The 25,924-nt window shown below is 36.5% G+C and carries 25 protein-coding genes; 20 read left to right on the top strand and 5 right to left on the bottom strand.

Annotated elements, in window-relative coordinates:
* Positions 1 to 43: 43 nt before the first annotated feature.
* A complete protein-coding gene (locus HHO41_RS03160) occupies positions 44 to 601 on the bottom strand; it encodes a lysophospholipid acyltransferase family protein (protein WP_248278348.1) in 558 nt (185 codons plus the stop codon).
* Positions 602 to 767: 166 nt separating this feature from the next.
* Between HHO41_RS03160 and HHO41_RS03155 the strand changes: the two genes are divergently transcribed.
* The 17 genes from HHO41_RS03155 to HHO41_RS03075 all read left to right on the top strand — a co-directional run bounded on the left by HHO41_RS03155 (position 768) and on the right by HHO41_RS03075 (position 19,450).
* Positions 768 to 1,571: a hypothetical protein gene (locus HHO41_RS03155; RefSeq protein WP_169095389.1), complete on the top strand. Its 804-nt coding sequence runs from the start codon at positions 768 to 770 to the stop codon at positions 1,569 to 1,571.
* Entirely contained in the window at positions 1,568 to 2,035 is a 468-nt protein-coding gene (locus tag HHO41_RS03150; protein WP_169095388.1) for a hypothetical protein, read from the top strand. The genes HHO41_RS03155 and HHO41_RS03150 overlap by 4 nt, the downstream gene beginning before the upstream one ends.
* Before the next feature lie 63 nt (positions 2,036 to 2,098).
* On the top strand, positions 2,099 to 2,488 hold the full coding sequence (locus HHO41_RS03145; protein ID WP_169095387.1) for an iron chaperone: 390 nt from the start codon (positions 2,099 to 2,101) through the stop codon (positions 2,486 to 2,488).
* Positions 2,489 to 2,861: 373 nt separating this feature from the next.
* Positions 2,862 to 4,034: a coiled-coil domain-containing protein gene (locus tag HHO41_RS03140; protein ID WP_169095386.1), complete on the top strand. Its 1,173-nt coding sequence runs from the start codon at positions 2,862 to 2,864 to the stop codon at positions 4,032 to 4,034.
* Positions 4,035 to 4,193: 159 nt separating this feature from the next.
* The gene (locus HHO41_RS03135; RefSeq protein WP_169095385.1) at positions 4,194 to 6,389 is read left to right on the top strand and encodes a diguanylate cyclase domain-containing protein; all 2,196 of its coding nucleotides are present in this window, start codon (positions 4,194 to 4,196) and stop codon (positions 6,387 to 6,389) included.
* A gap of 256 nt (positions 6,390 to 6,645) precedes the next feature.
* Positions 6,646 to 7,002 carry a hypothetical protein gene (locus tag HHO41_RS03130; protein ID WP_169095384.1) on the top strand — a complete coding sequence of 119 codons (357 nt, stop codon included), beginning with the start codon at positions 6,646 to 6,648 and terminating at the stop codon, positions 7,000 to 7,002.
* Between the two features lie 213 nt (positions 7,003 to 7,215).
* Positions 7,216 to 9,183 (top strand): ABC transporter ATP-binding protein/permease, encoded by a 1,968-nt coding sequence (locus tag HHO41_RS03125; protein WP_169095383.1) that lies wholly within the window; start codon positions 7,216 to 7,218, stop codon positions 9,181 to 9,183.
* A 299-nt stretch (positions 9,184 to 9,482) separates the two neighbouring features.
* Entirely contained in the window at positions 9,483 to 10,136 is a 654-nt protein-coding gene (locus HHO41_RS03120) for a class I SAM-dependent methyltransferase (protein ID WP_211171017.1), read from the top strand.
* Positions 10,137 to 10,549: 413 nt separating this feature from the next.
* Positions 10,550 to 11,032, top strand: coding sequence for an HXXEE domain-containing protein (locus tag HHO41_RS03115; RefSeq protein WP_348981214.1), 483 nt, complete (start codon positions 10,550 to 10,552; stop codon positions 11,030 to 11,032).
* A 183-nt stretch (positions 11,033 to 11,215) separates the two neighbouring features.
* Entirely contained in the window at positions 11,216 to 11,914 is a 699-nt protein-coding gene (locus HHO41_RS03110; protein ID WP_169095381.1) for a pirin family protein, read from the top strand.
* Between the two features lie 99 nt (positions 11,915 to 12,013).
* Positions 12,014 to 13,198: a methionine gamma-lyase gene (gene megL, locus HHO41_RS03105; RefSeq protein WP_169095380.1), complete on the top strand. Its 1,185-nt coding sequence runs from the start codon at positions 12,014 to 12,016 to the stop codon at positions 13,196 to 13,198.
* A gap of 265 nt (positions 13,199 to 13,463) precedes the next feature.
* Entirely contained in the window at positions 13,464 to 14,288 is an 825-nt protein-coding gene (locus HHO41_RS03100) for a YitT family protein (protein WP_248278357.1), read from the top strand.
* A 523-nt stretch (positions 14,289 to 14,811) separates the two neighbouring features.
* Positions 14,812 to 15,573 (top strand): MIP/aquaporin family protein, encoded by a 762-nt coding sequence (locus HHO41_RS03095; protein ID WP_169095378.1) that lies wholly within the window; start codon positions 14,812 to 14,814, stop codon positions 15,571 to 15,573.
* Positions 15,574 to 16,204: 631 nt separating this feature from the next.
* Complete coding sequence (locus tag HHO41_RS03090) at positions 16,205 to 16,606, top strand: hypothetical protein (RefSeq protein WP_169095377.1); 402 nt, start codon at positions 16,205 to 16,207, stop codon at positions 16,604 to 16,606.
* 366 nt (positions 16,607 to 16,972) lie between these two features.
* Positions 16,973 to 17,530, top strand: a complete 558-nt coding sequence (locus tag HHO41_RS03085; protein WP_169095376.1) for a DUF5412 family protein — start codon at positions 16,973 to 16,975, stop codon at positions 17,528 to 17,530.
* Positions 17,531 to 18,179: 649 nt separating this feature from the next.
* Positions 18,180 to 19,148 (top strand): anti-sigma factor, encoded by a 969-nt coding sequence (locus HHO41_RS03080; RefSeq protein ID WP_169095375.1) that lies wholly within the window; start codon positions 18,180 to 18,182, stop codon positions 19,146 to 19,148.
* Positions 19,133 to 19,450 (top strand): hypothetical protein, encoded by a 318-nt coding sequence (locus HHO41_RS03075; protein WP_169095374.1) that lies wholly within the window; start codon positions 19,133 to 19,135, stop codon positions 19,448 to 19,450. The genes HHO41_RS03080 and HHO41_RS03075 overlap by 16 nt, the downstream gene beginning before the upstream one ends.
* A gap of 951 nt (positions 19,451 to 20,401) precedes the next feature.
* Here the strand turns inward: HHO41_RS03075 and HHO41_RS03065 are convergent.
* Positions 20,402 to 21,403: a DUF3231 family protein gene (locus tag HHO41_RS03065; protein WP_169095373.1), complete on the bottom strand. Its 1,002-nt coding sequence runs from the start codon at positions 21,401 to 21,403 to the stop codon at positions 20,402 to 20,404.
* Between the two features lie 528 nt (positions 21,404 to 21,931).
* On the bottom strand, positions 21,932 to 22,387 hold the full coding sequence (locus HHO41_RS03060) for a CBS domain-containing protein (RefSeq protein ID WP_169095372.1): 456 nt from the start codon (positions 22,385 to 22,387) through the stop codon (positions 21,932 to 21,934).
* Between the two features lie 373 nt (positions 22,388 to 22,760).
* Here HHO41_RS03060 and HHO41_RS03055 point away from each other — a divergent pair, with 373 nt between their 5' ends.
* Together HHO41_RS03055 and HHO41_RS03050 are read left to right on the top strand one after the other, a co-directional pair.
* Complete coding sequence (locus HHO41_RS03055; protein ID WP_169095371.1) at positions 22,761 to 23,198, top strand: MarR family winged helix-turn-helix transcriptional regulator; 438 nt, start codon at positions 22,761 to 22,763, stop codon at positions 23,196 to 23,198.
* Between the two features lie 156 nt (positions 23,199 to 23,354).
* Positions 23,355 to 24,608, top strand: a complete 1,254-nt coding sequence (locus HHO41_RS03050; RefSeq protein ID WP_248278356.1) for a sensor histidine kinase — start codon at positions 23,355 to 23,357, stop codon at positions 24,606 to 24,608.
* Positions 24,609 to 24,676: 68 nt separating this feature from the next.
* Here HHO41_RS03050 and HHO41_RS03045 read toward each other — a convergent pair whose 3' ends face one another.
* Both HHO41_RS03045 and HHO41_RS03040 read right to left on the bottom strand, forming a co-directional pair.
* Positions 24,677 to 24,943 carry a phage holin family protein gene (locus HHO41_RS03045; RefSeq protein ID WP_348981213.1) on the bottom strand — a complete coding sequence of 89 codons (267 nt, stop codon included), beginning with the start codon at positions 24,941 to 24,943 and terminating at the stop codon, positions 24,677 to 24,679.
* Between the two features lie 97 nt (positions 24,944 to 25,040).
* Entirely contained in the window at positions 25,041 to 25,451 is a 411-nt protein-coding gene (locus HHO41_RS03040) for a VWA-like domain-containing protein (protein ID WP_169095368.1), read from the bottom strand.
* 237 nt (positions 25,452 to 25,688) lie between these two features.
* Between HHO41_RS03040 and HHO41_RS03035 the strand changes: the two genes are divergently transcribed.
* Positions 25,689 to 25,907 carry a DUF1659 domain-containing protein gene (locus HHO41_RS03035; protein WP_169095367.1) on the top strand — a complete coding sequence of 73 codons (219 nt, stop codon included), beginning with the start codon at positions 25,689 to 25,691 and terminating at the stop codon, positions 25,905 to 25,907.
* The last annotated feature ends 17 nt before the right edge of the window (positions 25,908 to 25,924 follow it).

Genomic DNA, 25,924 nt, shown 5'->3' with positions numbered 1-25,924 from the left:
ACACCGCACTGGTAAATACCGGTGCGGTGTTTTATGTTGTTATTTAGGGTTTGAGCTTCTTAATTTCTTCGGCGATTTTATTAGCAATTTCTTCATGGTCTAAGCCATCCTCTAAAACTATTGGCTTTCCAAAAATAATCCCCGCAGGTTTAAACCAGCCTGATCTTGTACCATAAATAAAGGTAGGCACAACAGGGGCTTTACTTTTTGCGACAATAAAGCCGATTCCTTTTTTTGCTTCTTGCATTTCTCCAGTTTTAGACCGAGTTCCTTCTATAAAAATAGAGAAAATATTTCCATCTTTTAATAGTCTTAATGTATGTTTAAGAGACTTGATATCAGCTTGACCCCGTTTAATCGGGAAACAGCCTAACTCAGTAATGAGCGAGCTAAAGAACTTATTGCGAAACAGCTCCTCTTTTCCCATAATATACATTTTTCTTGGGGTGTAGACGCCAGCCATTGGTGCATCAAAATTACTAGTATGATTCATCGCTAAAATCGTCGCACCTTCAGGAATATTTTCTAAACCAGTCACTTTCACTTTAAATCGAATATTTAAGAAAATTCTTACGGCCGTTATCGCAACTCTATAAAACAATCCAATCAACCTCTCCAATTTTAAGCATAATATCTGTATATTAACATATCGTAAAGCACAAAAAAACATTGAGATGATAATAATTAATTTCGATGCCAGATTATGTATATTTCGGCTGAGATTTCAAATAATACAAGCATTATGAATAAAACAAGGATGATTTTTATTGAGCGGTTCTGGCTTCAAACGGTCCGATAAACATAATGTTGTTGCATACATCAATCCATTTTCCATCAATTCGATTGGAATTGTTAAACCTGGAATTATTGCTTGGTGGTCTGCAGCTTCTCCAGGTTTTGGTCATATGATTTTGGGCCATTATCCAATTGGGATAATTTTAATTATCCATGAAATCATCTTAAATACATTGACTGGTTTAAATTCGGCCATCTTTCATTCCCTGACAGGTGATATTGAGATGGCTAAACAGATCCTAAATAAGAAATGGATTATTGCCTATATTTGTCCTTATATATTTGCGATTTACGATAGCTACTTTCGCACCATTCAATTGAATGAGGACTATCGGAATGCAGTGCGTAAAGGCTATGCAATTGTTTCCAAATCATATTCCTTTTTCGGAATAAACAAGCTAGACAATAAAAAACCGATTCTTGCCGTCATTTGGTCGCTTTTGGTGCCGGGGATAGGCCATGTTTATATCAATCGGCTACCAGTTATCATTTTAGTACCATGGTTTATTCTGGTTGTACATTTATCCAATTTACTTCCATCCATACACCACGCATTACTTGGCGATTTTCAACATGCGATGCTCACCATTGACCCACAATGGATTTTACATTTACCATCATTGTACGGCTTTATGATGTATGACGCATATGTAAACAGCCTGGCAAATAATCAGATTTACAAATTGCAGCTGAAACATACCCTTGAGAGAAACTATCAAAATCAGGATTTTTCCATGGGCTTTTTTAATCATTTAAAGGAGAAATCAGATCAATGAATGTTATTGCATCCTTTAAATTAAATAAACAACTAGAAAGGGCATTAGCCGAATTAGAGCAGCTTGGGATAGGGAGCAGCTCTATTTTAGCATTACCATTAGAAACAAAGTTTGACCGGAAATACCATTATGATAAACAAAATATGATTTTTGAATCAGCACCGATTATTGGAATGATTTTGATGTTGCTTGGTACGATTTACGGCTTTGTGCTTGATTGGGGTCCAATATTTTGGGCAATTATTGGCTTGGTCTCAGGTATGGGTCTAGGTTTTTTGATTGACTCTTTAAGGATAAAGCGTAAAGATTATAGAAATAACCAGATCAAGGCTGATACTGAAGTTTTTTTGATGATACACTGCAACGACAATTACCAGGCTCTTTTTGTAAAAGAGAAATTGTGGGAGCATGACCCTGTTGGGGTAACAATATATGACGGAAGCCGAAAGAGTTCGGAAATTTAAACAAGCTTTAAGAACGGTATTTTGATAAAATAAAATCAAAACTGCTCATTTGAGGAGATGCCGATGGAAGAAAAAAATCAAATGTTATCAGTAATTGATGAGTACATTTCGCAATTTACGCCTGATATTCAAGAAAAGCTTCAGGCATTAAGAACGGTAATCAAGGAAGCGGCACCAGCTGCTACAGAAAAAATTAGCTATCAAATGCCTACTTTTTATCTTCATGGAAATTTAGTTCATTTTGCTGTACAAAAAAAGCATATTGGTTTTTATCCAGCACCAAGTGGGATATCCAATTTCGAAGCACTTCTAAATGAATACAAAAGCTCAAAGGGAGCAGTCCAATTTCCATTGGATCAACCGCTGCCATTAAAAACAATTCAGAAAATCGTTCAGTTTAGAGTAGAAGAAAATATCCAAAAACACCAAACAAAACAGAAAAAAAGTAAATAATTGTTGACTTTTGCATGTTGATTGGAGCGAAGTGCCTGAAGCGAAAATCAACATTCCTTTTTAACGGCGTCAAAAATAATTACAAAGGACAATTTTCATTTTTACAATGGAAGTTGTCTTTTTTTATGAAAAAGACGCAAAAAAAGCCATGTAATTGTGAACGATTTGTGGAAAATGTCGTATTATGTAGCAATTGAAATATAATTGTAATGTTTTTATAACAAGACTGACAAATTACAATGCTATACTTCAAAATGTGCGTTGAAGGTTAAGGTTTTCAACGTTGTTTCATATGATAAAATTTCAAAACATTTAAACATTAAATATGTGTATCGACTATACATAAATAGAATGAATAGAAAGCAGGGAAATAATGATTAAGAAGAAGCTCCTAGTGCTAAATACAACGATGTTGATTGGTTTAGGAAGTGTTTTCTCGCTTCCTGTTGCACATGCGGATTCCATTTCGGCACAACGATCCAGTATTCAATCTCAAATTTCTCAGGCAAATCAGCAAATTTCAGCTGTTCAAGACGAACTTTCCAAACTTAATGAACAAATCAATCGTGTTGAACAAGCGATTAGTGATAATGAAAATATGATGAAGAAAACGCAAAGCGATATTGATGCTGCGAATCTTGAAGTCCAAAAATTGGAAGCAGAGATTGCTAGTTTACAAGACGCTATTGCTAAACGTAATGAAGTCTTAAAGGAACGTGCTCGCTCGTATCAAGAGACGGGTAACATTCAATATGTAGATGTCATTCTAGGATCAAAAAACTTTGGTGATTTCATCGATCGAATGGATGCCGTTGCTACCATCATTAATGCAGACAAAGAATTACGGGACAAGCATGAAGCTGATGTGAAGGCAGTTGAAACAAAGCAAGCATCAGTAAAGGAAAAGCTTGGTAGTCTTAATGATCAGAAAGCGGAACTAGAAGGAATGCGTGCTCAGATTCTTGAGCAAAAGTCACAAAATGATCAATTGCGTGCAGAGTTAAAGGAGAAAGAAGCAGCAGGTATTTCGACGAAGGCATCGTTGCAACAGCAGGATCGCAGTTTAGCTGCCCAACAAGCGCCTGTTACTACTACAACAGCTAGCAAGAAATTTAGCACTGCTGTTCCGTCTTATGTAACATCAGCATCTGCTAGTGAGAAAATCCAAATAGTTACAAATGTTGGTAAACGTTATATTGGTAATTCCGTTTATGTATTTGGTGGCGGTAGATCTGCTTACGATATTGAAAATGGTCGCTTTGATTGTTCAGGCTTTGTTCATTGGGCATATTCTCAAGCAGGAATCGGTATTGGTTCAAGTACTGATAGCTTAAAAGGTAGTGGTCGCAGAGTTTCAACAAGTGAAATGAGACCTGGTGACTTAGTGTTTTTCGATACTTATAAAACAGACGGGCATGTTGGAATCTATTTAGGTGGTGGACAATTTATTGGTTCACAATCTTCAACAGGCGTGGCAATCGCCAATATGTCAGGCGGCTATTGGGCTGATACCTTTAATGGCCGGGTCGTTCGAATTATTGAATAATTTTATCAGCAAGAGCTTATTTCCATTCTAGTAAATGGGAGTAAGCTTTTTTATTTTAGGAGAAATATAATAGACGGAAAATTTTATTAAAATAGTAATTTCGGTGGGAATTTTATGGAATTTATAGTAAAATATAAAATATAGGAGAAAGGGGGCACTATGAGTGATCTTGATTTAATTAGACATCGAAATCAGTTGATGGTAAAGATGTATTGGATCTTATTTTTCATAGGATTAACCGCTTTTCTATTTTTAGATAATACTTCAATGGCGCAAGCTCTAGTCATCACTGCACTTCCTCCAATGCTATTGATTACGTACTATATTCCTAAACTTCAATTTCCTAAATACACTCTGTACCTTATTTCCATTATATTTATCACAGAGTTGACTATGGTCAAAATGAATGACATTCCTCAATTTCTTCTATTCTCTATCATTTTTGGTGGATTAGTGATCTATAAAGCAATGTATTCAGATTCTATCCGGAGCCAACTAACGAATGAGCTAACGCGTGTTACCCAGTTACAAAGTAAGCTATTTGAAAATGAGGCACGTTTTAAAGCGATGGTCAAACAATCATCAGATGGGATATTTGCGTTCAATCCACTCACAAAAGCGGTCGTTGAAACAAATGAACGATTTTGTCATATGCTCGGCTATGAAGAACACGAGCTTTTAAAGCTGACAATATCTGATTTTATTGTCAGTGATAGTAATGAAATCGATGAAAATATATATAAAGTGTTCCAAAAGGAACGGTTTTTTATAGGAGATAAATTGTATCGATGTAAAGACAATAGTTTGATTCTTGTTGAGGTAAGTGGTTCAGTTATTCATTTAGAAGATAATAGTTTTATTTTAGCTAATGTCCGTGATATTACAGAGAGAATGGAGTCTGAGGCATTAATTCAAAAACAGGGTCGTCTTCTAAATGGTGTCGCAGAAGCGCTGAATTGTCTATTGACCAATGAAGACAATCATGTCGCTATCTATGATGCCATAGAAATCATTGGTAGGGCTGTTCAAGTTGAGCGTGTATATATTTATGAGAATCACCTTTATCTAGATCAAATGGTGATGAGCAAACGTTATGAGTGGGGAATCTCTGAAAAGATTGCCCACAGGTTTGCGCCAAACCTTCAAAATTTCCCCTATCAGAAAATAGGGGAGGGAAGATGGTACCATGAACTTTCTGCCGGTCGAACCATTCACGGTCCGCTTAAAACGTTCCCTGAAAACGAACAAGCCTTTTTGGAAAATCACCCAAGGAAGTCAGTTATCATTGTTCCAATTTTTATCCTAGAAAAATTATGGGGTTTTATCGGTTTTGATGATTACGATAATGAAAGATACTGGACCAAAAATGAGGAAAGTATTTTACTTGCTGCCGCTGCTGGTATAGGCGGGGCAATCAAGCTAAATCAAGATGGGACACTGCTTCAAGAAAGTGAGGCAAAGTACAGGCTTCTCTCAGCTCGACTTGAAGCATTAATCTCCCATATGCATTACGGGATTCTCGCTGAGGACCATAATAGTCAACTCATTTTGTCAAATCAAAGATTTAAGGAAATATTCAAACTGCCAAAGGCTTTGAATATTAATGGGCAAAAGCATATTGATTTTCTTAAGTGGCACCATGAACTTTGTGGTGATTATTCGTTGATCAAATCAAGGACCAAGGAAATTATTAGAGAACGCTCAAAAGTTCTCGGTGAAGAATGGTTATTAAAAGATGGACGCATCATTAGTCGTGACGCTATTCCAATCTTCACCAATAATCAGTTTGATGGATATTTATGGCTGTTCAATGATATTACCAAGCAAAAGGAGATTGAGCAAAAACTAACTGAAGCGTCGATTCTCGATGGACTTACGAGTATTTTTAATCGTCGTTATTTTGATGAGAACATACAAGTTGAATGGAAACGGTGCTCTAGGAATATTCAGCCACTTTCATTAATTATGCTCGATATTGATTGTTTTAAAGATTTTAATGATAACTATGGTCACCAGAGCGGGGACCAATGTCTCAAGGTGGTTGCTAGAACAATTAAGGAATCGTTGCGCAGGCCGTCTGATTTTGTCTGCCGATATGGTGGTGAAGAATTTGCGGTAGTATTGCCAGAAACCCATCAAGAAGGTGGGTTGCAGCTTGCTGAAAAGATCAGCGAGGCAATCGAATTGCTACAAATACCACATGCCAAATCGGATGTGAGTAATTTTGTCACCTGTAGTATTGGCGTGGCAACATTAATTCCTTCTCCGATAAATGATGTTTCCGAATTAATTCAGTTAGCAGACCAAGCATTATATCAATCTAAAGATAGCGGACGAAATTGTGTGAGTTTCTAGGGCGAGGGAGTTATTCTCTTGCTTTTTTTGTTTGGGGAATTTTTGTCCATTTTGTGAAAAAAAGACGAAGTTGTTGACAATTTTAAGAAAAATCGTGTATATTTAATACAAATATATTTTCAGAAAATTCCGAATTAACGTTATATTCACGCGATTACGGAATCTTCTGTAATAAATGCAAGGCATCTTTGCCCCTCATGGTGTGTGACTTGTATAAGAGTATGCTCAATAACGAACATTTTAGGGAGGTTTTATGATGAAAAAGAATACTGGTAAATTGGCACACGAGCATGCTCTCAAGGCTCTATCGATTCTCATGAATGAAGCTTGGTCCTTTGAAATACTGGGCTTAGTGCGCTACGAATTAGGTCAGGCATATTACAATTTAAAAAAGGATTTGAAAAAAGGAAAATGCTCATGCGGAGACAAACCTGAAGATCTTGAATTCTACCGTGGCATGTTAATCGATGTCAGCACTGCTATCAGCAGCTATTCCATGAATCCGATTCCGATTGTTGTAGAAGAGCTTAGAACCTATTTTGCGGATCGAAAAGACGCACATCACTGCATACGTTTTATTTTAAACAAACATTCGATGACACATGACGTCTAAATTGTTTTAAAAATAAACATTTCGGGAGTATCGCAATGGTTGAATTTAATAGCCAATGAATGAAAGGTCATGTTCAAGCATGGCCTTTTATTCATCTATTGCGAGATGTGACAATATTTTGTCAAAAATTCCAATCTCCATGAGTGCTATAATTTAATATAGTTGAAAACAAACAAGATCAACACCTCATGCTACTTACAAGGGGATAGTTCGATGAAATTGCTAGAATTAAAAAGTATTAATAAGTCATACACGTTGTATGATAAAGAGCGGGTTCAGATTCTCCACGACTTGAATTTGAACTTTGAAACAGGTGAATTTGTCTCGATCCTTGGTGAATCTGGGTGCGGTAAATCAACGCTAATGAATATTATCGGCGGAATGGATTCCGATTTTGAAGGAGATATCCTGATACAAGGAAAAAGCATGAAGAGCATGAAGGAACGGGAAATTGATGATTACCGTAAAAGTAAAATTGGATTTGTGTTCCAGGCCTTTAACTTAATTCCACATTTGACCGTGTTGGAAAACGTGACCATCGCCATGCAAATGACTGATACAAGTGAAAAGGAAAGAAATCAACGAGCTAAACAAATATTAGTAGAGCTTGGCTTAGCAGATCAAGTAACAAAAAAACCGAATCAACTGTCGGGTGGTCAAAAGCAGCGTGTCGCCATTGCTAGGGCGTTAGCTAACGATCCGGAAATCATTTTGGCCGACGAACCAACAGGGGCACTCGATCAGGAAACAAGTGATCAAATCTTAAGTCTGCTTGATAGCATCGCGCAAAAAGGGATTCTGATCATTACCGTCACGCACTCACAAAGAGTAGCAGATAAGAGCAGTCGAATCGTCAAAATGGAAGACGGAAAAATCAAAGAGGATATAAAACTAAAGGAACGCTATCATACCGTTCCCGAAAAAATACATAATAAAGCTAAGTCATTCAGCTTAAGTGCCTCCTTTAAGCTGGCATTACGAAATATGCGCTTAAAGGCTAGCCGTAATTTATTAGTGGCATTAGGAAGTTCAATTGGAATCTTGAGCGTCATTTTGATGTTAAGCCTGGGAAGTGGTGTGACCAAATATATAAATGATGAGATTAATTCCAGTCTCAATCCTTTGATGATTGATGTAACCAAACCAGATAATAAGGCACCTAAAGAACAAGCCCATCCTGGAGCAGCCGTACAGCAAACCCAGCTTCCGTTTGATCAGGCTGATATTGATAAAATAAAGGCAATGGAGCATGTTGAAAGCGTGGATACGGTTGCGGCGCTCATTCAGCAAAGCAGTGTCGTTTATGATACAAAAAGAACAGAAATTAGTCGGCTGTCTACGCTAACGAAGGATACGGATGAAGAAATTTTGGTTGCAGGTAAATTCCCGACATCCAATGAAATTGTCTTAACAGCTTCACAAGCAAAGGCATTAACAAGTGACAAGACGTTTAAAAAGCTGGTTGGCAAAAAATTAATGTTTTATGTAAATGAAATTGATGCTGACAATAAGCCCATCATTTTAGAAAAAGAACTGACAGTTTCAGGCATAGCTGAAATTGAAAATGCCAACGTCGCCAATGCTAATATCGCTTATGTTCCGTATAATACCTTGGATAACATGTATGAGGGCAGCGGAAAGACACTTGAACCGATGCAATTAAATGTCTATGCAACTGACAAAAAATATGTAGAAGGTATTAAAGCGGATATCGAAAAAGTAGGTTATTCTAGTGCGAATTTAGAAAAATTGTTAAAGCAAGTAACGAATTATTTAGACATGGCCACCTTCGTTTTAGCTGGTATTGCCGGTATTTCATTAATTGTCTCTGGAATCATGATTTTAGTCGTGCTTTATATTAGTGTGGTAGAGCGTACAAGAGAAATTGGTATTTTGCGAGCGATAGGTGCCCGCAAGAAGGATATTAAACGCATCTTCTTTTCCGAATCGGCATTATTGGGGCTATTAAGCGGATTGATTGGTGTCGTGGCTGCGGTGGCCATCGGTGCGATCTTAAACAGAGTCCTTGTGGACAGTTTTGGTGCAGAGTTGATAAACCTTTCCTTGGGGAATATCCTGTTTGGTATTGGAGTTAGTACGATTATTAGTATCATTGCCGGATTATTACCATCCTCCAAAGCCGCAAAACTAGATCCGATTGAATCTTTACGATATGAATAATACGGAACCTTGATTTGTACTCATTGGAGCTATGTATTATATGTTAGACCGATGAAAGTAGCGCCAATGTGTGTCATTGGCGCTATATTTTCACTGATTCGCCCAAAAAAGTAGCGCCAATAAGGGTCATTGGTGCTATATTTTCACGATATGCTTCAAAAAAGTAGCTCCAATCGAGGTCATTGGAGCTATATTTTTCAGGATAGGCCCAAAAAAGTAGTTCCTATCAAGGCCATATCTTCTTAAAAATGGCATTTCCAAGCATGTATAAAGAAAATTAACTAAAGGAGACAAAAATTATGGAGTTTTGGGAATCCAGTTTTATCGAAAAACAAACGATGTGGGGCTTTGAACCTACAGACTCCGCAATCAAAGCTAAGGATTTCTTTCTTGAAAAGAAGCTGAAGGACATTTTGATACCTGGGATTGGATACGGAAGAAACGCAAAGGTTTTTATTGACGCAGGAATGAATGTTAAGGGTATTGAGATTTCAAAAACAGCGATTGATTTAGCGCGGCAAAATGGGATCCATATTCCGATATTTCACGGCTCTGTAACGGACATGCCTTTTAATCAGGAACTCTATGATGGTATATTTAGCCATGCGCTCCTTCATTTATTAAATAAACAGGATAGAGAAGCGTTTATTAAGGCTTGCTATGATCAATTAAAGCCTGATGGATATCTGATTTTTACAACTGTATCAAAAAATGCCCCCATGTTCGGTAAGGGCAAACAATTGGCCGAAGACTACTATGAGATCATGGAAGGCGTAAAAATGTTCTTTTATGATTCTGATTCCATAAACCAAGAATTTGGAAATTACGGATTGGAAGAGTATACAGAAATGGTCGAGCCAAATAAGGAAAATGAGAACAAACCCCCAGTATCCTTTTTATTTGTAAAATGTAAAAAACGTAATAGATTAAATGCAGGCACGACACCTAAATAAAAGGCGCTGTTATTCTTCATCGTTGATTTTCCTGTAGTTATGAGAATTCATTAGCGGAGAATTTCCGGCTAATGTAAATGAAGGTGCTTCAAATAGCCCAAATAAGCGGAGAGATTCCGCTTAAGAGTTCTAAATAGAGCAAAAATTTATAGATTTTGATCATATAAGCGGAAAAACTCCGTTTATTATTAAGGAAATGTAGGTATTTCCCAACTTAAACGGAATTTTTCCGCTTATTTTACAATCAAAGTGAATCAACTTTCATCTTTAACACAGCCCAAAAAACAAAGTCTTTGTCCTTTCAGGTCAGAGACTTTATTTTTTTTCGAAGAAAATGCGCGAATGAATTATTGATAAATTTTAACTGTTTGAAATAATTGTATATGAACATATGTGTCAAAAGGAGGGATTACGTGAAAAGTTATTATGTTTTATTCTTTTGCTTAGCAATAACCTTACATAATTTAGAAGAAGCTCTTTGGCTACCAAAATGGTCTCAGCTAGAATCACCCTTTCAAAAGCCTGTATCGTCAAATGAATTTCATTTTGCTGTATTGATGATTACCGCACTTGCTTATTTCGTGTCCTTTCTGTATTTAAGTTTTTCAAAATCAAAAATATTAAAATGGGCATTCATTGGTTTTTTAGGCTCGATGGTACTTAACGCAATATTTCCACATTTAATCGTTACAATTTTAATGGATACGTATGCACCTGGGTTAGCAACAGCTCTATTTCTTAATTTACCTATCAACACCGTTATTCTCTATAAATTGCATGCATCAAACGTGATTACTCTTAAAGAAATCACAATCTCATCAGTTATCATGGGAATTATTTTAATCGGTATGATCCCCATTTTATTTATGGTGGGAGGAAGGCTGATTAATTATTAATTGAAGGGCAAAATCTTGTTTTTCATCATTTCTTAACACCACCATTTGACAGCTCACAACAAATATAATATATTATCCTTAGTTCGAGATATTTTAATTAGAGATAATTCTCTACGGTCATGTTTTGAAAGAATGACCTGTTTTGATTTTACGAATACTGTGGAACATAAGGGGGACATGAATATGTTAAAGAAACTTGATCATAAAAATATGGGTACAGGGAATCATGGTTGGTTGAAAAGTATTTTTCACTTTTCGTTTGCCGATTATTATAATCCGGAAAATATCCACTTTGGGAAACTACGAGTGATCAATGACGATTTAGTTGAAGCTGGCAAAGGCTTTGGGCTCCATCCGCATAAAGACATGGAGATTATTTCATACGTAGTCGACGGGAAACTTACTCATGGTGATAGCATGGGGAATAACAATACTGTTAGCCGCGGCCATGTTCAATATATGAGTGCTGGTACTGGCGTTTATCACAGTGAGTATAATTATGGCGATTCGACGTTACGATTTTTACAAATCTGGATTATGCCAGACAGGTCAGGCTACACTCCGAATTATGGAGATTATCGATTTGATTGGAACGAGCGCTCAAACCAATGGCTTCATATGGTATCAAGTAAAGCAGGCGATGCACCAATAAAAATAAATCAGGATGCCAATATTTACTCGTTAGCGCTTGATGCGGGCCATGAAATATCCTTCGCGGTTAGAGAAGATCGCCAAGCATATTTAGTGCAAATTGAAGGAAGTTCAACGATTAATCAAGTGGAGCTTGCGATGAGGGATTCACTCGAAATTGTCGAAGAGGAAATTGTCATTAACGCTCATAAAACCTCACATTTCCTAATGGTGGAACTGAAAAAGGCATAATAATTTTTTATCGAAGTTTGGTCCTGTATAGTTCATTCCAAACGTTCACTCATATACTATAGGGAATCGCCTAAATGGTTGCAAAGGAGTGCGCCACGAATGGAAGAAAAACAGGTCCGATTTGAAACAGAGGTAATTCATGCTGGCTACGACCCTGATGCTCATCAGGATAGTTTGGTTCCGCCGCTTTACCAAAGCTCGACCTTCACGTTTTCATCGAGTGAGCAGGGTGAAAAACGTTTTGCTGGTGAAGAAGCGGGCTTTGTTTACTCGCGGCTCGGGAATCCGACGGTGCAAATTTTGGAGGACCGAATTGCGGCTTTGGAAAAAGGCGAAGCGGGTTTAGCGTTCTCGTCAGGCATGGCTGCGGTTTCGGCAGTGTTACTAGCGTTAACAAAGACTGGTGACCACATTCTGGTTTCAAAAGGAATCTACGGCTGTACGTTTGGCTTATTGCAGTTGTTAAAAGAAAAATATCAAATTGCTCACGATTTTTCTCAAATGAATTCAAAAGAAGAATTGGAAAAACAAATTCTCCCGAACACGGTTTGTATTTATATAGAAACACCGATTAATCCGACGATGCAGTTGATAGATTTAGAGCTGGTCGCGCGTGTTGCTAAGCAAAAAAGAATTCCTATCATCGTGGATAATACGTTTTGCTCTCCCTATTTACAAACACCGTTAACGCTTGGTTGTGATATTGTCATTCATAGTGCGACGAAATATATATGTGGCCATGGTGATGTCATCGCTGGTTTGGTTGTAGGCAAAAAATCATTTATCGATAAAGTATCGAGAACTACGCAAAAGGATGTCGGTGGCACGATGTCGCCATTTGATGCTTGGTTATTGCTCAGAGGACTCAAAACCCTTCCGGTCAGGCTCGATCGTCATTGTGAGAATGCTGCAAAACTGTTCAAGTTTTTACGGGAGCATCCGAAAATTGCCGCTGTTTACTATCCAGGTGATATAAAACATCCTGATTATCATATAATGAGGAAGCAAATGAAGCAGGCGGGGGGATTGATTTCTTTTTGTCTAAAAGGGACAAAGCAAACAGCTCAATATTTTATGAACCAATTAAAGTTAATCAAGCTTGCAGTTAGTTTAGGGGATGCAGAAACATTGATCCAGCATCCAGCAACGATGACTCATGCGGTTGTTCCAAAACAGGAACGTGAAAAAATGGGAATTAGTGATAGCTTATTGCGATTATCGGTTGGCTTAGAGGCTTCCGAGGATATTCAAGAGGATTTAGCTCAAGCTTTAGCAAAAATATAATCAATGAAACAAACGGGCCCTTTGCACTCTTGGAATGTGAAGGGCTTTTGTTGAAGTGGAAATACGACCCATTTTTATAAATGATTGCTAATTAAATTATTTGAAAAGTGAATCGTCAATTAACATGGGGTATGTATATTTTGATATAATAAAATGTGTTCGGATTATTTTTATAAGAGGTGGTTATGTGACAGAACTGACAAAGACGGTAGAATTAGCTGGTGTTACGGTCGGGCACCGAAAACTTACAGCAAGAAAAAAGATTATGAGAACCATAGGGATTACCCTTGGAGCCATTTTAATGGCTACTGGATTAGAAATATTTTTAGTTCCAAACCATGTTATTGATGGCGGAATTACCGGGATATCCATCATGCTTTCACATTTAACAGGCGTGGCACTAGGAATCTTTCTTTTCCTATTAAACTTACCGTTTGTGTATTTAGGGTTTAAACAAATGGGGAAAACCTTTGCCATCTCGACCGTGTTTGGGATTATTGTGTTATCGGTTTTCACTACTCTTTTCCATCCGGTACCGGCTTTCACTGACGATATTCTTTTAGCAACAGTGTTTGGCGGAATCATTCTCGGGGTCGGAGTAGGCCTTGTGATTCGTAATGGTGGTGCACTCGATGGTACAGAGATTCTTTCAATTTTAATCAACAAGAAGGTACCATTTTCAGTTGGCGAAATCATCATGTTTATTAATGTATTTATTCTCGGAACAGCCGGATTTGTGTTTGGATGGGACAGAGCCATGTATTCGTTGCTGGCCTATGTCATTGCCGCAAAAGCGATTGATACCGTTGTAGCAGGCTTAGAGGAATCGAAGTCGGTTTGGATCATTAGCGACGATGCCGACAAAATCGGTGAAGTGGTCAATGCCCGCTTAGGGCGTGGTGTTACTTACTTAAAAGGTGAAGGGGCCTTTACCGGGGATGAAAAGAAAGTGGTCTTTTCCATCATCACTCGACTTGAGGAATCCAAGTTAAAATCCATTGTCGAGGAAATTGATCCAACCGCATTTTTAGCGATTGCTGATATCACTGAGGTAAGAGGTGGACGCTTTAAAAAGCGTGATATTCACTAGAATTTTGAGGACCTATCATGTGACTAAGAAAGGCTGCTGCGGCAGCCTTTTTTGTCGACTAAAAGGCAAGTTTGTAGAAGTAACATGGTTTAGCTTTGTTCAACGATTGGGGTTATTTGATATATTTGTTTGTTATTGAGCTATTTTGCGGAATGAACGTACTTTGAAATGGCGCTTGATTATTTTAGGACAAATTTAACTTCTTATTGTGACGAGATGGTAGTAGCCGTCTCGTTTTCTGATTTGTCTGTTCTATTTAATGTAAAAATATTGTAAATATTACAATTTTTCACAAAAATTTCAGAAATGACTGTTAATCTAGTTCAAGAAGGGAGGTAATTATATTTCAATGGTTTAACATAACCGTTTGTCTGTTAGGCCAGCAAAGTTGTTTATTGTTGCTACTGTAGTTGCAAAAAGTTTAATATTTGTGGTTATTGTTCTGCGAAAATGAAAAGTCTATCTTCCATATCTCAGGTCATAGCAAAATCGAAATTGGTAAGTGGTAGTTAGGAGGACAGTAATGGAAAAAACAAATCTGTTAAAAAGAAGTATTGCCGAAGGAATTGGTACTGCTTTATTGATCCTTATTGGTGCAGGAACAGCTGCATATAACGGAATTATTACTGCTCACGGAAGTGCGGCAACTTTAGCTGATGCAGGGATTGTTGCGTTTGCTCATGCAATTACAATTATGGGGATGATTTATACAATTGGTAAATTTACGGGAGCACATATTAATCCAGCCGTGACAATTGGTTTAGCATCAATCGGCAAATTCCCCTGGAAAGAAGTACCTGCGTATCTAATTGCACAATTTGCAGGCAGTATTGCAGGGGCCTATGGAATTGTAGTTATTTTAGGTTTGGACGGCGTAATTTTGGGTAATTTAGGTGCACCTGGGCTTGGAATGACAACGGGTTATCTTCAAGGAATAGCGGTTGAAGCAATCGCAACTTTCATTTTAATGTTTGTCATAATGGGAACTGCAGTAGATCAAAGGGCGTATAAAGGATTGGAAGGCATTGCTATCGGCTTAATGGCTGGGGGAATAATCATGTTGGCAGGTGGTGCAACTGGCGCCGCGTTTAATCCAGCAAGAGCATTTGGACCTTACTTGGTTAACAGTGTATTAGATGGAAACATCAACTGGAGTCAACTTGCTATCTATTTTATAGGACCGATAATTGGTTCAATTGTTGCAGCATTTACTTACAGAATGATCGACAGTTCGAGGGAGTATCCTGTATCCACTAAAACCTCTTTTACTGAATCCGTGAAATAAAAGGAAATAAGTTAGTTGAAATGAAATGAGCCTACGGATGTTTTTACGCATTTTATAAGCTTCTATATACTTATAAAATTATTGTTGTTCGATCTTCAATACGAAGGGCGCATTTCCTGCAAAGGATCTACGCTCAATTTTCTTTTTAGGCCAGATTGTTGAATAACAATGTTAATTGTGTTGGAAAGATTGTAAAGAAATATACTTAAATTAGCGGATCAGTTTAGTGTAATAAGAAATTACAATTATGTTTAATTTTTCTATTTAATTCCTTAAATATTTAGTATGCTACAATTAAATTATTACAAGTGAAAAGCAGTGTATATTTATGTTTATAAATTGTTGCATTTCTCTTCTATTAGGTTGTTTTATTTTTCCTTTAAAAATATTCCGGGTAAAGCTTTGAATATGAAAGGTAATAGTTATATGTTACCGTTGGAGTTGATTTGATATGGTTGACTTTTTATTTGATTTATTCAATTGAAAAGGTATTGAAGTTGATTATTCCCAATCGAACGCGAAAAATAATGCAACATGGACTGTTAATTATAGAGCAGTCCATTTTTTTTTATTTACTTTGTTAAAAAGAAGGTTGGTGAAATATGGTAAAATTTGTTTAGGGGGGTGTAAGATGAAACCATTATCGATTTTCATCTTTTCTTTGCTATTATTAGTAGGGTGTAATCAAAGTAGTGTTCAACATAATACAGAATTAGAGGAATCTTTTTATTCGATTGTTGAAAACAAAAATAATAGTGAGGTAAGTATAAAATCTTTGGCAAATTTTAATTGGGACAAAGCAATACTCTTTGAACCTTATACTACGCAAGAAGAAATAAATGAACTTTTAGGTGTTGATTTTAAAGACCCAAGTAATATGGATATGAGAGATGATATATACCTATTGGTTTTCCTTAGCGATAGTAAGGTTGTTCAATATGCAGAAATAAATCGCCAACAATCTGATTTTTCCATAGAGGAAAAAGAGGATCTTACCCCATCTAATGATTTAATAATAATAGAAAGGTATTAAAATAGAATTTTCTAAATGATGTAACGGGCGCAAAAATGCAACAACTTGGACAGTTATATTTAGCAGTCCATTTTTCTTGGCCATTAATTAAAGGCTGTGTTAAACATAAATGTTGATTTCCGCTGCAGGCACTTCGCGCACCTTAGGGGCTAGTTGGGAGCCTCCTCGGCGCATTCGCGCCTGTGGGGTCTCCCATACCAGCTACTCCCGCAGGAGTCTTCGTGCCTTCCGTTCCAATCAACTTGCAACAAATCAACACTAAGCTTTAAAACAGCCTAATTAAATAAAGGGGAGTAGAGTTGAGGAAGCGTAATGTATAATTTCCATTTTTTGAGATGATGTTACTGTACTTGTAATGGGGGGATTATGATTTTAATTTTATTCGGTTTCTTTGTATCTTTCATTACCGTTATATTATTTTTGATTTTATGCGTTAAGATAATAAACTCTATCATCAACAAGAAACCCTTTCCGAAAAAAATACTTATTGCAACGTTGTCTGGAGTGGTTCTGTTTTCTTCTATTTATATATATGAAACGTACTTTTATACATTTAGTGATATTGATAGAGAATTTATCCAAAAGGGGCCTGGACCTATATCATCACCCACTGAAAAATATACAGCTAATGCTTATTACGAACCATATGGCGGTGCAGCAGGCGGTGTTAACGTATGGGTTGAAATCACAAACAATAATGAGAATAATAAAGTTAAAACTGTTTATTATAGTGATGCAAAAAGTAACTTTTCTATGGAATGGTTGGATGAAGATACACTTTACATTCTAAATGACGAACCAGATTATCCAAATTCGAATAGAAGTATTGCATTAAAGATAGGGAAAGAAATTTATCACGAAAACGGTTTGGCTTGTAAAAGTTTTTTAATGAAAGACGAGTATGAGACTTGCTATCAAAACTAATACTCAAATTGTGCAAACTGACGTTAGTTGACGAACCATTAAATGATTTTATGCAAAAATGACATTGTTTAGTTACTCAATACGAAGGGTGCAATCATCGATATGGTTGCGCCCTTTTCATGTTTGGATCAGATTGCCAGTAACTCTTTAAGGGGAAATCTGATCTCGATGTTACCTTTAAAAGAAATTATGAAATATTAAATTAAAAATAACGGTCAGATTTGTTTGAAATGTAATGGAAATAAAAACCATTAAAGCCAAATATTATGTTAGTATTAAAGTGTAATTATAAAGGGGGAACCATGTTATGCAGAAAATATTTATAATTATTTCCTATTTTTTATTCCTTGTTCCACTAATATTTATTGTGAATTTTTTGTTTGATATTATTACATTTGAAAAGCTTCAAGGGTTACCTATATTTTTTCCTTTGATTTTTTGTTCTTTTGGTCTTTATTTAGCATCAAGCGCTTATCAGAAACAGAAAAGTACTTTGACACTAGGTGCAATAATTGTTAATGCAACATTATTGTTATTTCCTTTTATTTACATAGTTAGTACTACATTGATATTTGGTATTTAGTAATATTATTGAGAAGTTTTTCCACATATCTTGTGATTTCGTGGATAGGGTGAAGGGGGGAACACGATGGATTTAGATGAGGCGTTTGAAGCATATGTACCGGAAAAAAATCAAACAGGACTGATTCAAGCAAGCAGAAATCATGCATTAAGGACAAATATTATGATCAGTCTGGCTGTCATATTGCTTATTGTGCCAGTGCTGACATTAAGCAGCTATTTGTATTATGCGATTGGTGGAAAAGCGAACCGTTTAATTGAGATTGCAACAAAAACCATTTATGTGACTGAGCCGAACATGAGCTTGGAAGAGATGGAGCTTGAAGAGGATATTGGCTTTTTTAATATGAATTTATATTTTGATGTGTTTAAGCGGATTGGAAAAGAGGATTATCAAGCAGGGGAGTACTCGGTTAATTTTGTGTTGGACAAGCCAAATTTTCCCGAGCGTGATATGAAGCTTGAAAGGCCGCTTCCGATGGTGGGCGACATGGAGACGGACATGCTTTATCATCCAGACGGTCCATTTGGTAAAACAGTTGCATCTGATTGGGATATTCTTGATTACCTCCCAGATGGGACCGTGGGGGAAATCTATCTTTCTTTGAATCAATTACTGAAGCCAGAGGAGCTTGAAAAGCAGCTTGGGAACAAATTGGAGGTAAGATGGGTCGCAGTTGATACGGGGATTGAGGCTAAAAAAATATATGAAGCAGGCTACTCGATTGCACCAATCGGCTATCCGCTGCAGGTTGATGACACGACATGGTCACCGTTTAATGGTAGAGACCAGACAAACGAGAAAGTATTTTTAGATATTTTAAAATTCCTGGCCAAGGATGAAAAAACAGCCGAGCAAATAGCGCGGGCAAGATCTTTAGTGTTAAAAGATAGAATCCACTATATCGAGAAAAATGGAATCCAAGTCTATGGAGCAGTTGTTACCGGACCAACTCAGGAATTAAGAAAACTGAAGGATCATGATCAAATCAGAGTGATGAAGGTGGGGGAAGTAAAGCTATGGAACTGGAAGTGAACAATAAGAACGAGGAAAAGCAAAGAAAACTACCAACCATTTCAGGTTTCTTATCCTTTCTGATTTCTCTGATTGCACTGACAGGTTTAAATATTACATTATTAATGGATATCGATGATTTTCCGAAAACGTTTCTCGTCACCTTGCCGATTGCTGGTTTTTTCCTCGGGCTGCTTGGGTTGATAACATCTAAAAAATCGAGAATATATGCCCTTTGGGGAATTGGGATTAGTTTGTTTATCTTATTATTTACATTTTTAATGATTGGGCTATCTTGGGTAAGCATAAATCCGAAGCCTTGATAGATTAGTTTGGAAAACTCTTTTAATTTATTCATTATGCAGCAATCAGGCGCGAAAATGTTTTACTGGACTGTTAATTTTGCAGTCCATTTTTTTATCTTAATCAGAAATCATTTCATGGATAAGCCCTCAAGTAAAAATGAATATTTGTATAAACAGCAGGGCGAAGTTTGTGAAGTAATTCGCTTAAACTGATAGGTGTTAGTTTGATAAGCAACTCAGAATTTAAGTGATTTCCCCGTGAATTATTCCTAATTAAAAGGGAAAATTAAGATAAAAAGGGGAAATTATTTATATGCCTAATATAATTAGAATCATTCAGCTGATATTGCCTTGGATTTCTATCGTTTTTCTTCCAAAAAAGTCATTTAAACATTATTTACCTGTTTCTCTTTTTTGCCTCATTACTTGTTACAGGAATATGTTTGTTAGCTGTCCCATATAAGTGGTGGGTTGTTAAAGGGGGATGGAAAGCTAAACTTTTAAACGATGGTAGCTTTATTTTTGGCCCTTTCTTTATAGGAACATTATGGATTTTTCATATAACCTTTGGAAATTTAAAACGTTATTTTGGGGTTAACTTACTGATGGATACCCTTTTTTCTTTCCCGCTGAGCTTTCTATATCAAAAGTTAAAACTTTTTAAGCTAGTTAACTTTCGACCTAAACACATATTTTTTTCATTTATTACTTTCTCTTTAATTATTTATGGGTATGAGGTTTTAATAAAAAGAATTAAATAATCCTATATTATTACTCTAACTAGGGCGATTGCGTACAAAGGTAATTGTTTTTTGATATTCAAGCATCTCCTTGTGAGGTGCTTGTGATTAAGATTAGTTCAATATAGACAAAACCTCAATTCAATATATGGAATTTATTCTAAGCAAAATAATACAAGAAATCCCAATAATTCGAGAGAGCTTGTATTATTTCAGTATTGCATCTTGATTATTTTGTTAATTGATTCCGATCCTGCATTTGTGGAGGCTCTTCAAGCCATCCATTTTTCGCCATGAGTTTTCCGCCCTCCGACCCATAAGTTAGTATGTCTTTTGCTTCATTAACCATTTTTAATGGGAGGTCACTTCGTAAACTAAATGCTGTTCCTAATGCATTGCTTCCTAAACCAAAGCTACAAAACAGGCTGGTACAGTACATCATCAGCTTATCTGAAAAAGGAGCCACCTTAGAATCTGTTGCATTTGCCCCCCATGTTGAAGGCGGTTGAATATCACTTTGAAGAAATAATTGAGTATTATCACTTACAATTTTTTTCGCCAATTCTTTACCTTTTATGAAGTATTTTTTTACTTCGGATTCATTTGCCACTTGTGCGAACCCCGTAATTAATTGCATACCAATAATATTTGATTCAATTGCATGATGTAAATGTGATACTTCCACTGTATTCAATGCTCGTTTTTCTGAAAATAAGTTAAAACCACTCATATAATTGGTTCCCTCTACAAACTCCACAGACTTTGGCATGGTTACTGCAGGAGGACGTGGTAAAACATCTTTTTCTTGTAGATAATCCACGCATTCATCGTAAACATTTTGAGTAAATGCAGTTAATTCCTTATAGAGAAGTACGATATCTTTACGATATGCCATATATAAATGGAGAGTATGTAACCCCATGCTTATTTCTTGGAGCAGTCGAAGAAACATAATATCAAACATGTTGTCATACAGCTTAGGCACCCCAACATTCACATCTTGTTCCGTGTATCCAACAGGAATGACAGCACCCTCATTTTTAAAGATGCCTTTTATATCTTCAAGATAGTTAATAATTTTCATATGTGTATTTTGCATTATCTCTTTCGCTCGATTGTCATCTGCTTGTTCTATAAAATATTCAAGTATTCTTTGTATCATTGTTTTTTCCTGATAGGTCATCCATAATGTTCCTAATTCACTCGAACTTAAAGCATGTTTTTGAGTCATAATATTTGCCTCCATCTTTTATTTCCTCAAATAATTACCATTTTCATTGAACCTTAATACGGGCTAATATACACTTTATAAAATTTCCAACCAATATGACATTTAATAATTGAGCAAAGCCTGGTAGAGCTATACTCCACAGAATAGCTTCTAAACTTATCAGTCATATAACTTTCCTTATCATGGGTTATAAATCTAATATTTACTTTGAGAGAAATAATATGCAATAAATGGGTTCTTCTTCAATATACAAGTAAAGGGTGTCATATAAGGTTTGAGTAATGACCTTCCATAATCGGACGAATGAATTTGAATTAATGTTGCTCTGTATACTAAAGACTTAAATGGGGATTTTGAATTTTGGGGTATTGATAGTACTTCAATGTAGTTTTAGATAAATGTTCAACGATCGGGCGCGATTGTAAAATTATCGTACGATTGATTGGAGTGGAAGGTGCGAAGACTCCTGCGGGTACTTCAAAAGAGGACGGATTTTCATATGACAGGTCCTCTTTTGAGAATTGATCGTTAAATTAATGATTTAAATGCGTGCCTGATGATGTCACCACGACTGATAATTCCAACCAAAACACCTTTCCGAATGACGGGTACTTTTTTTATTTGTCTGTTTCCTAATAATGCAGCGATTTCCTCAATAGTTTCCTGCCAATCAACTGTAACGATTTTCTTTCTGGCGATTTCGAGGACATTTAGCTCGAGTAATCTCCGCTCGCGTTCTTCAAAATCCTCCATATCGTCTTTTATGACAAAAGAATAATAGATGTTATCTAAATAAATATCCTTGCGTTTACCAATGTAACGCATCACATCACCGTCACTAATATAGCCGACTATTTCATTTCGGTCATTTACGACAGGTAGACCGCTTATGCGATACTTTATAAATTTTTCAATCACTGTTTTAACAGTATCATCTTCTTTTACTTTGTAAACCTCACGAATCATCATTTCATGTGCTTTCAAACTTTATCACCTTATCTTGAGTCTATGTTAAACGTGTCAGTTGATTTCCGTTCCAGGCGCTTCGCGCACCTTAGGGGCGGGCGGTGAGCCTCCTCGGCGCAATAGCGCCTGTGGGGTCTCACCTGTCCCGCTGCTCCCGCAGGAGTCTTCGCGCCTTCCACTTCAATCAACTTCCAAAAAACAACATTCAGAATTAACATAGCCTATTTTTAATATCATTTACTTTTATTTTAACCTATGTAACTAATTGTGTCATACAAGTATTTTTTAGGTTGGTTAATTTGTGGCATTTATCCGAAAAATCATACAAAAATTCAAGACTCCATGCTATGATGAGCATAACAATATTACGGCATTGTGAGGTTGGATTGTTATGGAACAGGATGGTTTAGAATTAATTAGCTTAGAATTGGCTGTGTTAATTCGAAGCATTACATATGTATCTAATAAACAAAAGTTTGGGAATATTGATCGCTCGGGTTTTCTGTTATTGCATCAACTTACTTCACACGGGACTGTCGGAGTGAAACAGTTGGCAAATGAATTTCATTTGGATATTTCGACGGTAAGTCGCCAAGCTAGTGCGCTTGAGAATAAAGGATTCATAGTTAGAAAGCCCGATCCATCTGATGGAAGAGCCTATACTTTGCATATTACCGAGCAAGGAGTCAAAGAATTCAACTTATATCGAAATAATCGGTTAAAAGCTATCAACGAGGTTTTGAGCGACTGGCCCGAAGAAGAACGGCAAGTCCTTGCTAGGCTACTTAAAAAATTTAATTGTTCACTCATTTCGAAAAACTATCCTTAACTTGGATAGTTTTAATTTTTTGTGAAATTTCTCGTTTTCACCAGTCGAAAAGTTATATTTATATAAAAATTCCAGCTGTTTTTCATTGCCATTCTGATGGAAATATTTTAAAATTTTAACAGCGTCTATGTTTGGTGGTGATCAGTTCAGTTGGAAATGACAAAGCATTTGCTTTTTAATTTGTCGTTACTTTTGGTATTATTGTTTTTTATGCAAATGTGGTTTCATCAAAATTTTATTAGTAAAAAGCCGAATGTCGCTGCTTATGTCTACGGTATCTTTGCAATTATCCTCTGTATAATTTTTTCTAGATATTTAAATCCTGGCCTACGAATTGATTTAAGATTAGTACCCTTAATCATTTCTGGTTTGTACTTAGGATCGAGTTTCCTATTCGCGGTTGTTGCCATTATCGTTCGGGCCATGATTGGAATCGACTCCGGCTTTTTGGTCTCGATATACTTAAATCTCTCTGTCGCGCTCTTATTATTATTGGCAAAACCATTTTTCTTGAAACTTTCTTCAAAAAGTAGAATCTTTGTTTCGGTTATTCTAAGTATTACCGCATCGATGATTTTTTTCCTAATCGCTACAGTATTTCCACAATTAGACTACGGAATAGATGTTTGGATTCCATATTTTATTATTGCTGCGCTGGGAACCGGAATCATTTCCTATTCAATTGAAGCGATGCACGCAAATATGAAATTACGAGAACAATTGCTGAAATCAAAGCGGATTGAAGCAGTGAGTCAAATGGGAGCTGCGATTTCACATGAAATCCGAAATCCTTTAACATCAGCACGCGGATTTTTGCAATTTCTTAATGAGAGCAATAACCTAGATGCATCTCAGAAAACATATATTGATATAGCAATTTCTGAATTGGATCAAGCCGAGGAAGTAATTGGAAACTATTTGACCTTTGCAAAGCCTTCCCTTGAAAAAATTGAGGACATAAATGCAAACTGGATTTTCCTTCAAGTGTTAACGGACTTATCGATGTTTCTAGAAAACACGAATATTAAGATTGAAAAAAAGTTCACTTCGAAACATACACTGTCCGGTGATAAAGAAATGCTGCACCGTTGTTTCTATAATTTACTTAAAAACAGCATCGAATCAATGCCTGGAGGCGGAACACTGACGATTCAAACCTATGATCGAAAAGGGTCAGTCATCATTTCCATATCAGATACAGGCTTGGGCATGTCAGAGGAAATTTTAAAACGACTGGGTGAACCTTTTTATTATATCAACGAAGGGAACGGTACGGGTCTTGGGATGATGGTGGTTCATAGTATTATTAGAGCGATGAATGGTACAATTGACATCATTAGCAGGCCAAACCATGGCACTCAATTCATAGTGAAATTTCCCAAAACGGAGAGAACGAGGCAGATTATCTAGCCTCGTTCTTTTTTTAGTATTGATTGTTTCTGTATGAGCATAACTTGTAACGGGGGTTGTTCATTCTACTATTTTTCTTTTGAAAAAAAAGAATGCTTCACGAGCTGGTGACCATAAACTGAAATACCGGCAGCAACAAGCCCATTCACAATTGCATCAATACTAAAACCATAGGAATAGGCAGCTAAGCCGAGTGATAAGATTGTTATAATCCAAATAATTGACCAGTTTGGAACTTTTGGTGTTTGTTTTAGCGCAAAACCTAACACCCATAACGCTGGAACGAGCATTAAATAATTCTCATTTAAAGCATTTAGTAGGTCCAATTTATTCACCTCCAATCATTCTACTAGCATGATATGGAAGAGAGGTGAAGTGGATTGGACTAGTATCTATCCTGATTAAAATAATTACTAGTGAGAGAGGCGACCTTTAGGCCACCTTGATTGCTTTGCCAAACGGCACCTTTGGAACAAAGTCATTTGGAACAAGCCAAAATACATCAAAGTTTAACTTCTCCATGTCCTCATAAAAATGCCCTGTTACATCTGTAATATAGAATAATGTATCAATCTCTTCAGTTTTGGCCCATTCCAGTACCAATGTATAAGATGATTTACCATGGCTGTAATATTTTACGGTATCAGATTTGATTGGCGTAATACTACGGATTTTGTAATCTGCCTGAACCAGCAGCGTATCAGGCTTAAGTTGCTCAAATAATTTCACAATATTATTAATTAAAATCGTATTTACTTGGTCGGACGAAGTATCAATCGCTAAGGCAATTTTCCTCGCCTGACGCTCCTGAATTAAGGATAATACCCTTTTGTGCCATCTCAAATAGACCAGCTCCCTTTGTTAGAAATCAAACAACAATTGTTATTTTTACAAAACCCTATCCAAATTATGATGGGTTTCTCTTGGTATTCTACCATTAATTCCTTAAAAATAGGAAAAACTTGTGAGGAACCTATCGATTATGATGACGTTCACAAGGTTGTCATAAAAAAACAAAAATGACCATGTCTTTTTTCGTCCTAACTCTCTATATAAGGGGTGAAAGGAGGTGAAGGGAACATGGCACAGGAAATGTTAAAAGAAACACAATTACGTTTAATGTTTGAAACGGGACTGAACGAAAAAGGAGAACCAATTTTTAAAGCTAAAACATTTAACAATGTGAAAAAGGAGGCGACTGTTGACGATCTTTATCAAGTGGCATTGGCGATTTCGTCATTATGCTCCTATCCGCTAGCAACAGTTGAGCGAAATAACAGCTTTGATGTAATTGGCTAATTCGGTTAAACAAATTC

This window comes from Bacillus sp. DNRA2, assembly GCF_012843265.1.
Classification (GTDB): domain Bacteria; phylum Bacillota; class Bacilli; order Bacillales; family Cytobacillaceae; genus Bacillus_BU.
This window is presented reverse-complemented; position numbering and strand designations above follow the sequence as displayed.